Annotated in this window: 10 protein-coding genes; 7 read left to right on the plus strand and 3 right to left on the minus strand. The window is 49.0% G+C overall.

The window, feature by feature from the left end; genetic code table 11:
• Positions 1-37 precede the first annotated feature (37 nt).
• Positions 38-1,201 (minus strand): phosphoglycerate kinase, encoded by a 1,164-nt coding sequence (locus tag ACJJIM_RS18760; protein ID WP_413663657.1) that lies wholly within the window; start codon positions 1,199-1,201, stop codon positions 38-40.
• Between the two features lie 581 nt (positions 1,202-1,782).
• On the opposite strand from ACJJIM_RS18760, the gene ACJJIM_RS18765 reads away from it, so the two are divergent.
• The 3 genes from ACJJIM_RS18765 (at position 1,783) to ACJJIM_RS18775 (ending at position 7,271) form a co-directional block, all read left to right on the plus strand.
• Entirely contained in the window at positions 1,783-2,181 is a 399-nt protein-coding gene (locus tag ACJJIM_RS18765; protein WP_413663658.1) for a globin, read from the plus strand.
• Between the two features lie 244 nt (positions 2,182-2,425).
• Complete coding sequence (locus ACJJIM_RS18770) at positions 2,426-5,254, plus strand: M16 family metallopeptidase (RefSeq protein WP_413663659.1); 2,829 nt, start codon at positions 2,426-2,428, stop codon at positions 5,252-5,254.
• Positions 5,255-5,768: 514 nt separating this feature from the next.
• The gene (locus ACJJIM_RS18775) at positions 5,769-7,271 is read left to right on the plus strand and encodes a S8 family serine peptidase (RefSeq protein WP_444911720.1); all 1,503 of its coding nucleotides are present in this window, start codon (positions 5,769-5,771) and stop codon (positions 7,269-7,271) included.
• Between the two features lie 127 nt (positions 7,272-7,398).
• Here the strand turns inward: ACJJIM_RS18775 and ACJJIM_RS18780 are convergent, their stop codons facing one another.
• Positions 7,399-8,352, minus strand: coding sequence for a LysR family transcriptional regulator (locus ACJJIM_RS18780; protein WP_413663661.1), 954 nt, complete (start codon positions 8,350-8,352; stop codon positions 7,399-7,401).
• 201 nt (positions 8,353-8,553) lie between these two features.
• Between ACJJIM_RS18780 and ACJJIM_RS18785 the strand changes: the two genes are divergently transcribed.
• The 3 genes from ACJJIM_RS18785 (at position 8,554) to ACJJIM_RS18795 (ending at position 10,236) form a co-directional block, all read left to right on the plus strand.
• Positions 8,554-8,847 (plus strand): putative quinol monooxygenase, encoded by a 294-nt coding sequence (locus ACJJIM_RS18785; RefSeq protein WP_282930872.1) that lies wholly within the window; start codon positions 8,554-8,556, stop codon positions 8,845-8,847.
• A gap of 317 nt (positions 8,848-9,164) precedes the next feature.
• Positions 9,165-9,395, plus strand: coding sequence for a DUF350 domain-containing protein (locus ACJJIM_RS18790; protein ID WP_108734840.1), 231 nt, complete (start codon positions 9,165-9,167; stop codon positions 9,393-9,395).
• Between the two features lie 4 nt (positions 9,396-9,399).
• Positions 9,400-10,236 carry a transglutaminase domain-containing protein gene (locus ACJJIM_RS18795; protein WP_444911721.1) on the plus strand — a complete coding sequence of 279 codons (837 nt, stop codon included), beginning with the start codon at positions 9,400-9,402 and terminating at the stop codon, positions 10,234-10,236.
• A 50-nt stretch (positions 10,237-10,286) separates the two neighbouring features.
• Here ACJJIM_RS18795 and ACJJIM_RS18800 read toward each other — a convergent pair whose 3' ends face one another.
• Positions 10,287-12,680 (minus strand): zinc-dependent metalloprotease, encoded by a 2,394-nt coding sequence (locus ACJJIM_RS18800; RefSeq protein WP_413663663.1) that lies wholly within the window; start codon positions 12,678-12,680, stop codon positions 10,287-10,289.
• Between the two features lie 184 nt (positions 12,681-12,864).
• On the opposite strand from ACJJIM_RS18800, the gene ACJJIM_RS18805 reads away from it, so the two are divergent.
• A complete protein-coding gene (locus tag ACJJIM_RS18805) occupies positions 12,865-13,650 on the plus strand; it encodes a DUF2884 family protein (RefSeq protein ID WP_413663664.1) in 786 nt (261 codons plus the stop codon).
• Positions 13,651-13,683: the final 33 nt, after the last annotated feature.

The raw sequence follows: 13,683 nt of genomic DNA on the forward strand, positions 1-13,683 counted from the left end.
CTGCCTGCAAATTGCGACAGGCCTTATTTTTCGTTATTTAGTCTTGTGCGCGGCTTTCCAGTATAGCGACCGCTGGAAGCTTCTTACCTTCAACATATTCAAGGAAGGCACCGCCACCCGTGGAGATATAGGAAACCTTGTCGGCAATGCCATACTTATCCACAGCTGCCAGAGTGTCGCCGCCACCAGCTATAGAAAACGCTGCGCTCTCGGCAATGGCTTTAGAGAGGTGCTCGGTACCGCCACCAAACTGGTCAAATTCAAACACACCTACAGGACCATTCCAGATAATGGTTTTCGCACTGCTGAGAATTTCTTCCAGTTGCTCGGAGGATTTCGGACCGATATCAAAAATCATATCGTCTTCAACCACAGCATCGGCACTTTTGGTTTCCGCTGCAGCGGATTCACTGAATTCTTTACCTGTGACTACATCAGTTGGCACAGGGATATCACACTTCTGCATCAGGGCCTTGGCGGTATCTACCAGATCGTGCTCGCAAAGGGACTTGCCCACTGGCTTGCCGCTGGCTGCCAGGAAGGTATTGGCAATACCACCACCAACAATCAGCTGATCGACTTTGTCAGCCAGGCTTTCGAGTACCGTCAATTTTGTAGAAACTTTGGAACCACCAACAATAGCAACCAGCGGGCGCGCCGGTTCAGCCAGGGCTTTCTCCAATGCGTCCAGCTCAGCAGCCAATAGAGGGCCGGCGCAAGCAACCGGTGCAAATTTAGCCACACCATGGGTGGAAGCCTGGGCCCGGTGGGCAGTACCAAAGGCATCCATCACGAAGATGTCGCACAACTGGGCATAGGCCTTTGCCAGGGACTCATCGTCCTTCTTTTCACCGCTGTTAAACCGTACATTTTCCAGCAGGGCAACTTCCCCATCGGCCAGCTCAACGCCATCGCGCCACTCTTTGACCAGCGCCACATCACGGCCCAACAGCTCACCCAGGTGTGCGGCGACCGGGGCCAGGGAGAATTCTTCCGCGTACTCCCCCTCTGTAGGGCGCCCCAGATGGGACATCAACAGCACTTTAGCCCCGGCTTCGATGGCGGCTTTTATCGTCGGTAGTGCCGCGCGAATACGTGCATCGGAAGTTACACGACCGTCCTTAACCGGTACATTCAGGTCCTCACGAATAAGTAAGCGCTTACCAGCGAGATCGAGATCTGCCATCAGTTTGACCGCCATTAGCCAATCCTCTTCTACTTCGATTAACTGAAAAATGTGGGCGGCGATTATATCAACTGGAACCTATCGATGCCGATATTAAAAACAGGGGAATACGTTGTTATATCAGCCAATCTACGCATGATTAGCGCACCTGATACTGTCTTAGGGGTCATCAAGCCAAAAGCGACCTTAGTTGATAGCTGTTCGCCCAGGAAGTTAGCGAGTAGTCACTTCAAGTAGAATTGACACCTAACGCCAACTAATGACAATGCTTTCAGGATCAATCCTCCAACCTCCAAAGGACTACCTAAGCCAGTTAAATAAATAAAAGGCCATGTAATTGCGATTAAAGTAGCAATCGACACCAGACAATGTAAATAAAGCCTTGTAGAACTCAGAGTATCAGCCATGAATCAGCCATTCACACACAGAGAGTTACTAATTAATTACGCCAGATAACAAGCAGGCACAGCCAAATTGTACTTCCCGCTTCTAAATTCGATCGCTAGAATCGCCGCCCCCCTTCCAAATGCATATTAGTCACAGAGGCCACTTAAAAGTAAAACTGAGGGTGGCCAACATAAGAGGTAACCAAAACGATGCAACCAACGGATAGTGATATCGTTTTTCAAAGCTATGGACGCTGTTGCAATAAAGAACAGTTTTTTGTGGATTTTTATGATCGTTTTATGGGAAGTTCTACAGACATCCGTCAGCTCTTTGCCAATACAGATATGAAAGCCCAGCGCCATCTTTTGCGTAACGGCATTATGCAGCTGGTGCTTTATTCACGCGGCATGCCAGACACCAAGCTGCGCGCTTTGGGTAAAAGTCACGATCGCAACGGCTATAATATCCGCCCAGAATGGTATCGCCTCTGGCTCGACGCCCTACTCGCCACCATTAGGCAGCACGACGAGGAATATTCGCCAGAAGTTGACGCTGCCTGGAATCGAGCAATCCTTCCGGGTATTGAAATCATACGCCAAGCTTACTGAGTCATACGCCCAAAAAAGTACAACTTAAATTTGCTAAGCCCCAAGCCAGCCATTTATTATCAGACTTTCTGGCAGTTTTTCTCTGCTTATATCAATGCAGGGTTTACTAATGCTGGTTTGGCGCTCCCAATCTAACTTAAAGGGAGTGCAAAGAAAATCACCTGATGCCAGTTTAGAACTATAAAAAATTAAAGCCATGGAACGATAATTCTCTCCTGAAGGAAAAAGGGACAAGGAAACCATTATGAAAACAGTACGGAAGTACAGCATTCCATTAGCGCTCGCTATAGCGCTCTCAGCTTGCAGTGACGCTCCCCAAAATAATAAAAACCCCGAGGCCAAGAAAGATCTGTTTGCCTCCGAGAATTTAGAAAATAAGTTTGAGTCCCTAAAAATAGGTTATGAGAAATTTACTCTGCCCAATGGCCTGCGTGTAATCGTCCATGAGGATCGCAAGGCTCCTATTGTTTCCGTGGGCGTTTGGTACCACGTTGGCTCAAAAGATGAAAAACCTGGAAGAACAGGGTTTGCGCATTTGTTTGAGCACCTGATGTTCAATGGTTCAGAAAACTATAATGACGAGTTTTTTAAACCGTTTGAACTAGCTGGTGCAACTGGTATGAATGGTACCACCTGGCTGGATCGTACAAATTACTTCGAAACAGTACCCACCAACGCCTTAGACATGGCTCTATGGATGGAGTCTGACCGAATGGGTCATCTATTGGGCGCAATTACTCAGGAAAAACTCGATGAGCAACGTGGCGTTGTGCAGAATGAGAAGCGCCAGGGCCAGAACCAGCCCTATGGGAAAGTATGGGAGCGGATGCAGAAAGCAATTTATCCAGCTGGGCATCCCTACTCCTGGACCACCATCGGCTCAATGGAAGACCTGAATGCAGCTTCTCTTGAAGATGTTCACGAGTGGTTTAAACAGTATTACGGCGCAGCTAATACCGTACTAGTACTTGCCGGTGATATTGATGTAGAAACAGCAAAAGAAAAAGCAGCCCATTTTTTTGGCGACATTCCCTCCGGCCCTCCTCTTATCAAGAAAAAAGCGTGGATTGCCAAGCGAGATCAGTCCAGCCGTGAGCAGATGTTTGATCAAGTTGCTCAATCGCGTCTTTATAAAGTCTGGAATACCCCTAATCTAGCTCACGACGATGCTGGAGCTATTGCTTTGGCAGCAGCAGTTTTGGGGGATGGAAAAAACTCCCGGCTCTACCAGCGCCTCGTATACGAAGATCAAATCGCTACCAAAGTTAATATTGGGCTGCATGAATTTGAATTGTCTTCCATCTTCCCTATTGTTGCCGATGTAAAGCCCGGGGTTGAACTCGCAACAGTAGAGGCCGCCATTGAGGAAGAACTACAACGTTTTCTCAAGGAAGGGCCAAGCAAAGAGGAACTTGCAAGGGTTAATATGAGTCACTATGCATCCCAAGCACGCAACCTCGAGCAGGTAGGTGGCTGGGGCGGTAAGGGCGTAATTTTGGCTCGGGGTGAACTCTACCTCGACAATCCCAACGCTTACCTGGAAGCGTTAACCAAAATGCAAAACACCAGCCCTCAAAAGGTAAAAGAAGCCGCAGTAAAATGGCTTTCCAGTGGTGATTATAATCTGGAAGTACACCCTTTCCCCAAATACACTACTTCCGAGACTGGTGCAGATAGGTCTAAATTACCCGATACCGGTGAATTCCCCAGCATCCCATTTCCAGAATTACAGACCACGAAACTCTCTAACGGTCTAAAAGTGATACTTGCCCAACGCGACTCTGCGCCAGTAGTCGATATTCGCCTTATGTTTGATGCCGGTTACGCTGCAGACCAGGGTGCTAAATTGGGAACCTCTAGCTATGCCATGTCCATGCTAAAGGAAGGGACTACAAAATTAAGCGCCTTAGAGATTGATGCCAAAGCAGAAATGTTAGGGGCCAGAATCTCGGCTGGTTCGAACATTGATACTTCTTCTGTACGGCTCAACGCATTAAAAAACAATCTCGATAGCTCCATATCCTTGTTTGCCGATATCGTAATGCATCCAGCCTATTCCGATGAAGAGATTGAGCGGAAACGTGCTCGGTGGATAGCAGGAATCCAGCAGGAAAAAACCCAGCCGGTAAACATGGCTTTGCGGAATCTGCCACCTCTTTTATATGGTGAAGGACATGCTTATGCAGTTCCTCTCACCGGTTCGGGAACAGAAAGCTCTATCAGCTCCCTGAACCGTGAAGATCTGGTAAATTACCACAAAACCTGGATGCGCCCCGATAATGCCACTCTGGTTGCAGTCGGAGATATCAGCATGGGTGATCTGACAAAAAAATTAGAGCAGCACTTTGCGGATTGGAAAGCACCCGAAGAGCCGTTACCTACAAAGAATCTACAACAGGTTGCGCACCCAGAAAAAACCAGAATTTATCTAATTGATAAACCGGGGGCTGAACAGAGCATAATTATTGGCGGTCTCCTGGCTCCGTCGGAAACGGTGCCACAGCGAGAAGCCTTACATATGATGAATGATATATTTGGAGGCACTTTTACCGCACGAATTAATATGAATTTGCGGGAGGATAAGCACTGGGCTTATGGAGCCTATTCATTTATGACTGGGGCCAAAGGACAGCAACCGCTCTTAGTCTATGCACCAGTTCAAACGGACAAGACCAGTGAATCTTTAAAAGAGCTTTATAAAGAACTCCAAGCCTATGTCGGCGATTCTCCAGCAAAAGAAGACGAGCTGCAGAAAATTAAAGACAAGCGAATCAATGAATTACCCGGCCGTTTTGAAACAGTTCGAGCTGTATCAGGAGCTATTTCTGGAATGGTTACCTACGATCGACCTTTGAATTATATGGAAGGTTATGCAAATGAAGTTCGCAATGTCGATCTACCTTCGATCCATTCACTTGCTCGAGATACCTTAAAGGTTGATCAATTTACCTGGATTATCGTTGGAGACAAAACCAAGATAAAAGATAAAATTGGTAAACTTGGTATGGGATCAGTTACCGAGCTCAAAGTAGATAAGGATTTATCTGGCGCAACTTCGACTGAAGAGGGATAAAAGCTAGCGATAGCGGCCAGCCTGTACTCTCATGTATGACTGGCCGCCTTATATCGTTCCAAACGGATGAATACCGATGAAAAATAGAAACACACCTTAATGCTACTCATCTAGTCAACAATAATTGACATGCTGCATTCAAACTAGAATTCTTTGCTCCAACTCACAATTCCCATTATTAGGTATCAAGATGACTCTCGGAGCTTCAACTTTAAAACCCCAATAACTCCCCACAAAAATAGAAACAGCCTAAAAATCTAGCAAACAAAAAATAAAAGCTACGACCACACTTAAAAAAAAATTAAAAACATCCTTAAAAAGATAAAAATAAAACAAAATATAAATTCAATAAGAAAACAAAAACAACAGCAGTCAAAAAATAATTATTCATACGACAAGAAAAGCCTGATAAATTCCCCTCTTCGACGCTCAAGTAAATATCAACAACTAAAAAACTTGAAATTAGAACGTCGACAAAAGCAACAATAAACATAGAAATCTTCAGGAGCATCCAATGAATAAATCCTTGTCTGTATTTGCAGCCAGCATTTTAGCGCTCGCCGTGACCGGCAACGCCACTGCTGAGGACAAGCGTTATATCGTGACTTTCAAGCAGGGAAAAGGCGAATCCGTTAAGTCTTTTATGAAGAAGAGAGGCGGAAGACAGGCTCTTGAAATACGCCGCCAGAATGCAATGGCAGCACATATGTCTGCAACAACCCTAAAAGAAATGCGCTCGAACCCGGATGTTGCTTTTATTGAAGAAGACGTTAAGCGGTATCCGATGTCCCAGGAAACCCCCTACGGAATCACCATGGTGCAGGCAGATCAACTAGGTGATACTCAGGCCGGCAACCGCACAGTCTGTATTATTGATTCCGGCTACGACCTGGTTCACGAAGATTTATCCGGAAACGCCGTCACTGGTACCAGTGACCCAAGCGGCGCAGGTAACTGGTATGAAGATCAAAGCGGTCACGGTACCCATGTGGCCGGCACTATCGCTGCGATGAATAATGGTACTGGTGTCGTTGGCGTGATGCCCAGCAGTAATATTAACCTGCATATTGTAAAAGTGTTTGATGGCGACGGCTGGGCCTACTCCTCCTCCCTAATGGCAGCCGCAGAGGTTTGTGCCGACAATGGTGCCAACATCATCAATATGAGTCTGGGCGGTGAAAATGCCAACTTCCTCGAAAGACGAACCTTTAACAACCTAAATCGTCAGGGAATCCTGTCCATCGCGGCAGCCGGAAACGACGGCAACACCGCGCACTCCTATCCAGCCTCATACTCTTCCGTTGTATCCGTCGGTGCTATCGATAGCGATAAAGCTATCTGGTCCTCCTCTCAACAGACTGACCAGGTAGAACTTTCCGCCCCCGGAGTACAGGTTCTATCTTCTGTTCCCACTGATACTGGCAGAATCTCTAGCTTAACCGTCGGCAGTATTGACATCGAATCAGCCCCAATATCAGGCACCCCAGCTGGTGCAATCACCGGTTCAATGGAAGACTGTGGTACGGCTGAATCCGCTTGCACCAGTGTAGCGGGTAAGATTTGCCTAATTGCGAGAGGCAATATCAGCTTTGCGGAGAAAGTTTTAAATTGTGAGTCCGGTGGTGGTATCGGAGCGATTATTTACAACAATGAAGAGGGATTACTCTCCAGCGCAACCCTGAGCGATACTGTAACCACTATTCCCTCGGTTGGTATTTCTGACACTGACGGTGCAACTCTGCTCACGCAGCTGAGTGCCAGCGTAGATTTGGAAAATGAGGCTACAAGCTACGAATATTTCAATGGCACTTCCATGGCTACCCCACACGTTGCCGGTGTTGCCGCATTGGTATGGAGCCACTTCCCCAACTGTAGCAATACAGAGATCCGCAACGCCCTTACGGCCACAGCGGAAGATCTCGGTGATGCGGGAAGAGATAATGCTTACGGCTACGGCCTCGTCCAGGCAAAAGCAGCCTATGACTACCTGGATACCTACGGCTGCTCCGGCTCCTGATCCCATTCGGATTAACTAGGGCTTAAATAAGAAAGGGGAGCAAAGCTCCCCTTTCCTTTGCCAGAACCGAGAAAAACCTGTTGAGAGTTTTTATAGATAGCCACAGGGTTAAGAAACTGTTTGGGACTCAAGATATATCCACCCCCGTACTGAAATCGCTCTCAGAGAGTAATCCCTCAGCGAGCAGCTGCTTTAAAACCCCCGAACACCGTTCTCTCAAAGTGTCGCGCACTAATCGTACCGTCGGTGTTATTGACTGCCTCCCCGGAGATACCAACCATAGCTCCGTTGCCTTGGGTTTATAGTCTCGCATAGTGGCCACTACCTGACCGGAAAGTAAATCCGCAGACATATCCAGACATGACTTAATGGCAAGTCCATAGCCAGAGGTACACCAACGTCGCACTAGGTCACCGTCATTTGACGACCTGTTCCCAGACATACGTATCTTGTATATCTCTTCGCCCCGAAAAAATTCCCAATTATTGTGCACAATCTCGTGAAGCTGATAAAAAAGGCCATTATGTGCGGAGAGATCCTCCGGTGTTTTCGGGGAACCCTTTTCCTGTAAGTAGGCCGGGGTTGCACACAATAAACGGGGCACGTCACAAATCTTAAAACCATACAGGTTGGCATCCGCTGGGGGGCCGTAGCGCAACGCGATATCCACAGGATCCCGGTAAAAGTCCACTTGACTATCACTGATATTCACTCTAAGACTCAGCCCCGGGTGCTCCTGTAACAATTGATCTAACCACGGAGTTACAAGGTTCCTTCCCAGGTCCGAGGATGCACCTATGCGAAGCTCGCCATCTATCTGACCGCTGTCTTCCTTGAGATTTTGCCGGGCGAGGTCCAAAGTCAGGAGGGCCTCCTCACATTTGGGAATAAACCTTTCCCCAGCACTGGATAGCCGCAATTGCCGCGTTGTGCGAATAAACAAGTCCGCTCCCAGCGCGCTCTCCACACGCTTGATCGCTGCGCTGGCAGTTGCAGTGCGTAAGTCGAGACTGGCGGCGGCCGCAGTGATACTGCGAAACTCAGCCACTTTAAGAATGACCCTCAAGTCTTCAAGCTGCATATTTTCAATATATTTTTGATAAAGATTCAAAGATTATAGTGTTTCTAGCGATGCAATCTAGATCTAGAATGACTTCATCAGCTCGACATCCCAGTCCTTACCCAGGAGGCAGCTAAGCTGTTCACTAGGTCTCCTCTGAAAGGATCAAGGAAAAGAGTACAAACCTTAATCCAACACATATTGAAACAAAGAGGCGTTCACATGAGCAGGCTCACTATCGTTGCCAACATTAAAGCCAAGGCCGACAAAATTGACCTGGTGAAATCTGAATTGTTAAAACTCATTAATACAACACGAGCAGAAGCTGGTTGCATTAATTACAACCTTCATCAAGACAATGACAATCCTGCACACTTCCTGTTTTATGAAAATTGGGAAACTCGCGATCTGTGGCAAACCCACATGAACAATAAGCACCTGGAAGACTATATGAAAGCAACCGAGGGCGCCGTTGAAGAGTTTGTATTGAATGAAATGACCGAGATTGATAACTAATCAAACTCGGTGTGTTATCCAGGTTCCCGCCTGGATAACACCGAGCTAATAAATACACTTCTTCAAAAGGCTTTCCCGGTAAATTAAGCGTAAAAGCCCTTCGACGGAGCAACTCTTCGTCTAGAGCTATTCCCCAATTGCAACCCAGCCAAATAAAATACTAATCAACAAGTCCGGATTGCCAATTAAGGTTGATAATCACCTGTAAATTAAGCTGTCGGTTTATCTGGGTCGGTCATCCTTTGCACTCAATCAGGCCCTATGCTTAAATTATTCCATTAACAGTCACTAATAAACATAATTAGCCTGAAGGATTTATGGAACTGGAATTTTTAACGGCAACCCTGTTTAACCTGGGCATTAACCTAATTTATACGCTGCTAGCGTTATTTATTGGTATCACCGCACTGATTACCATTGATAAGAAACTGCTTCGCTCTGTAGATATCGAAGGCGAGCTAAAAAATGGCAATATCGCCGTATCTATATTTGCATCAACCATATTGATATTTGTTGCCATCATTATTTCGTTTGGCCTCAAGGGATAGCACTATGCGCAAGTGGCTGGCTATCACACTGATACTTTCCCTCGCACTGATCACCCCTGAACTTGTACGGCGAGCTAATACACAGGAGCCGCCAACTAAAAGCACACCGGAAATCCCCCTTTCCGATAATTTATGGAGCTTTGGTAGCAGCGGCAGTCAGTTAGCCAGTATTGTGGACTCACAACAAGGTGTAGTGCGAGTAGTGGGTACCCGCTATCCTCTGGAAGAAAAAACCATCCAGCAAGTAGTCGACAAACGCTCACTGGAAGAGAGCGCTCATGTCTCAGTGTGGAACTGGCAGGGAATTGAGGCGGCGACAGCTTCCGCTCGGGGACTGGACCAGCAGCATCACTTTGCCAATAGCTACCTGGTGGGGTTCAAGCCCTTTAAGACTCAACAGCTTTGGGTGCCTCTTTATACACTGGCTATGAATAAAGAGTACCAATACGATCACCTGCAATACGCCGGCTTGTCAGACATTTGGCAAACATCCCGGCAGGCCTATTACCAAAAGCGTGGTGACTGTGAAGACCACGCTATTTTGCTGGCAGATTGGCTGATTGAACTGGGAGTTGATGCGCGGGTGGCACTCGGAACCCATAAAGGTCAGGGGCACGCCTGGGTAGTGGCCATCTTGAACGATCAAGAGTACCTGCTGGAGGCAACCAGCAAACGTCGCCAGACCAGCTGGCAAGCCATGCCCCTGGCAGCGCTGGCGGAGGGTTACGATGCTGAATTTCAGTTTAACCGCCACTTTTTCTGGGCGAAGAAAAACCCAACACCCACTCGACAATACCGAGGCAATCACTGGGTAAAGAAATCCCAGTTTATTCGCGGTTAATGCCCAAAGGGGGTGAGCGTTTACAGCCACCCCCTTTTATCCATTTCAGATCAGATCGGAGACCCTGGCGGCAATGCTTTAACCGCACCAGGTTTTACTTCCAGCTTACCCTGCTTAAAGGCATCGATGCGCTGTGCCTCATAGTAATAGTGCGCACTATAGCCCTCAGGATCATCGCCAAACAGCCGCATAGAACCAATTTCCTGAAGAAGTTTTGCCAGCTCCAAATGCGCTTTGGCCCGCACTGATTCGTCTGCCTTTGCATTACTGGCCAGTAACATCAACTGCTCGATATAGGCATGATTAACCCGCTGGTGCACACTCGCCTGCAGACCGGTATAACCCTCACCCTGCAGAGCCAGTGCGCTCAAGCGCTGCAATAGGCTAGCAAACCCCGGTACCTCACTGCTGCGGGCACTCTGTTGATTCATTCGCGCCGCGCGCTGCGGGTCCATCAGGATTGATAGCGTATGCCCAGCAGCCGCTTCCGCCAGAGCCACCCCATCAAAAGCTACCCCCGTATATGAGGGGAAGCTCTCGATAGTACGTTCGTAGCCATAGGACTTGGGCGGAATCAGCTGCAAGACCTGCTCCGGCAAGGTGAGAAACTGCGGCGAAAGTGTATCCAGCAGTGCATCAATTGCCCGCTGTTGTCGCTCTGCGGGCACCAGGGTATAGCTATTTTGATCGGTACCGTTGTAGACATAGTCATAGTCCAAGCCACCAATCAATTTGCCCACAGCCTCCGCCTGGTAGCGATGACCGTAGTACACAGGCACCAGGGTCTCTTCCAGGTCAGAGCGGGGCGCGGATAAGGGCGCTGCCGCCGCAGAGAAGCTATCCAGGGCATGACGCCTCAAGTCGACCATCCGCTGGAATTCCGTCAATGGGTCGGTGCCGTTGTCCCAAAGGTGTGAGACTGCGTGAGCATTATTGATGGTGCGGGAGTCCGGGTCTGAAATAAAACGCAGCTCTAGTTCCTCAGCCTCAGCGATAACACTGTCGAGATAACTTTTTTCATCATCGCTCTCGCCATAGCCATAGCGAACCGCCAACTTATCCCAACTGCCGATGCCAGTGGCGTAGGCATCTGTCAGGTCCAACTTACCTCCCAGCAGAGAGACCAGCGGAGCCGGGTAATCCATAACGGAAGCCCGCTCTTCGCTACTGGCAGCAAAGTTGTGCGCCAGACCCAGGGTATGGCCTACTTCGTGAGCGGATAACTGACGGATACGGGCCAGGGCCATATTCTTTAGCTGCTCAGTACTGACGGTATCGCCGCGGTAGGGCTGTACAAGCCCTTGAGCAATCAGAAAGTCCTGGCGAACACGCAGGGACCCCAAGGTAACATTGCCTTTTAGAATTTCGCCGGTGCGGGGATCGTAAACCGAATAACCGTAGGACCAACCGCGAGTGGAGCGGTGTACCCAATTAATCACGTTATAGCGAACATCCAAAGGATCGACGCCCTCCGGCAGAATCTCTACGCGAAACGCATTTTTAAATCCTGCTGCAGCGAATGCCTGGTCCCACCAGCTCGCCCCTTCGATCAGGGCGCTGCGCACCGGCTCAGGAACTCCGGAATCTACGTAGTAAACAATCGGCTCCACAACCTCATCGCTACCCGACTTCTTCTCCAGTCGATGACGGTAGATATAACGCTGGTCCAGAGGCTCTTCAATCGCCGTAGCGTAATCTCGATAAGCGAACGGGAAGTAGCCGCTGCGGCTGTGAAAACGGCGGGGCTCATAGTCTTTATCCGGCAATTCAATCAGGGAGATATGCTGGCGCAGGGACACCAATGTAGGAGTCGGAACCACTTCGCGCAGATAGTTTCCCGGAGCTGATCCAGCAAAAGTTAGCTGGGCCTCAAACTCACTGTTCTTGGGAAAGTTTTTTGTGCGGGGCAGATAAATTGCCGATTTGCTCTTATCCACACTGTAACTGCCCTGCTCTGCGCCCTTGAGACGTGTAGCAATGCCGTGCTGATCGCTCAACAGGAAGGGCGTAAAGTCCACCAGTACCGCCTTATCGCTCTGGGCAAGCACCTTGAAGCCCCAGAGTACGGACGAAGCGAAAGCTTCCTCAACCGCGCGGCGCTCAGCCGCATTTGCTGATTGGGCACGGTATTTCAGGTTCACCTGATGCAGTAATACCTTGTTACCCGACTGCTGGAACTTCACCAAGCGGCTCTCACCCACCTGGTTGCGATCCAGGCCCACCGGGTTTGAACCCAGTCCCTGGGCCAGCCCGGTGAGCAAGAGCAGCTCGCGCTCAAACTCATCGATCTCCAACAACACCCGGCCGTTAGCCTCGTCCCAGTAAAAGTCGTGGAAGCCGCTGTGCCTATGCATGCCTGCGGTGTACTCCGCGATGCTCCCGGCCTGTGCCATTGTGCTGACTATCAAGAAGCACAGTGCGGCAATGTGCCTGCTTATGAACATTGAATACCCTCAATTTATTAAGTGTTATGGGCTAAAAATACAGAATACCCGCTGGAACATCCACGCCTGGCCATCACTCCCCGGGCCTGCGTCAGGAAAAAATGAAGAATATTTCTAGCTGCCTGCATCTGTTCGGCTACTCAGGCGCGTCACATTGAAAAGACACACAATAGGAAACCGGCATATGTGGAAGCCAATCGCACTTTCAACCTTGATAGGCCTCGGTATCAGTACCCAGGCAATGGCCCACGATTCTTTTCATGTCGATACCAGCACCTGCACAGTGTCTACGAATTACGCTATTGAAGTAGGCCCGGACTTCTTTACCGTCGATGGGGAAGACGGAAAACTGGTGACATTTCAGCTGCCCAACCAGCTATCAGTGGATGGTGAGTTGCTGTCCCTCAATTCTCAGCAGGAGCAACTACTTCAGGAATACCGCCAACAGCTACACATCGCCGGTCGCGACACACTGGTACTCACCCTTGAGGCGGTCGATATTGCAATGGATGGCCTATCCATTGCCATCAGCACCCTCGCCGGGCCAGACCACCCGGATATCCTCGAACTCCAACAGTTTTCCGCCGACCTGATCCAGCGCACTGAGGACCGCCTCAATCGAGAGGGCGAGATCTACCAGCTGGGAAACGAGGAAATGGGTAACTATATAGAGAAAACCATCTCTGAAGAGTTTGAACCCCGTATCGAACGCCTCGCTATGGAGTCCGCGGGAACTATTGCCTGGCATGCCTTCAAAGCTGCCTTTACCGGCGGAGAAAGCATTGAAGAACAGGCCACTGAAGAGGCGGAGCGCTTACTGGAACAGCGCGGTAAGAGTATTGAGCAGTCTGCAAACCGCTTGTGTACACAACTGGAATCCATCGATCGACTGGAAAGCGACCTACATCAGCAGGTACCAGAACTCAGTCACTACGACATAGTGAAAGCCGGCCTGGTTGTCATCAATTAGGCGCTCTTGATTTTCATCCCCCCAAACTCGGCC

It is taken from the genome of Microbulbifer maximicatervae (SeqCode) (assembly GCF_052467615.1).

What these genes read in the sequence shown, in the direction of transcription:
- ACJJIM_RS18760 (WP_413663657.1), bottom strand. Translation starts at nt 1,201, where the DNA reads ATGGCGGTCAAACTGATGGCAGATCTCGATCTCGCTGGTAAGCGCTTA.
- ACJJIM_RS18765 (WP_413663658.1), top strand. Translation starts at nt 1,783, where the DNA reads ATGCAACCAACGGATAGTGATATCGTTTTTCAAAGCTATGGACGCTGT.
- ACJJIM_RS18770 (WP_413663659.1), top strand. Translation starts at nt 2,426, where the DNA reads ATGAAAACAGTACGGAAGTACAGCATTCCATTAGCGCTCGCTATAGCG.
- ACJJIM_RS18775 (WP_444911720.1), top strand. Translation starts at nt 5,769, where the DNA reads ATGAATAAATCCTTGTCTGTATTTGCAGCCAGCATTTTAGCGCTCGCC.
- ACJJIM_RS18780 (WP_413663661.1), bottom strand. Translation starts at nt 8,352, where the DNA reads ATGCAGCTTGAAGACTTGAGGGTCATTCTTAAAGTGGCTGAGTTTCGC.
- ACJJIM_RS18785 (WP_282930872.1), top strand. Translation starts at nt 8,554, where the DNA reads ATGAGCAGGCTCACTATCGTTGCCAACATTAAAGCCAAGGCCGACAAA.
- ACJJIM_RS18790 (WP_108734840.1), top strand. Translation starts at nt 9,165, where the DNA reads ATGGAACTGGAATTTTTAACGGCAACCCTGTTTAACCTGGGCATTAAC.
- ACJJIM_RS18795 (WP_444911721.1), top strand. Translation starts at nt 9,400, where the DNA reads ATGCGCAAGTGGCTGGCTATCACACTGATACTTTCCCTCGCACTGATC.
- ACJJIM_RS18800 (WP_413663663.1), bottom strand. Translation starts at nt 12,680, where the DNA reads ATGTTCATAAGCAGGCACATTGCCGCACTGTGCTTCTTGATAGTCAGC.
- ACJJIM_RS18805 (WP_413663664.1), top strand. Translation starts at nt 12,865, where the DNA reads ATGTGGAAGCCAATCGCACTTTCAACCTTGATAGGCCTCGGTATCAGT.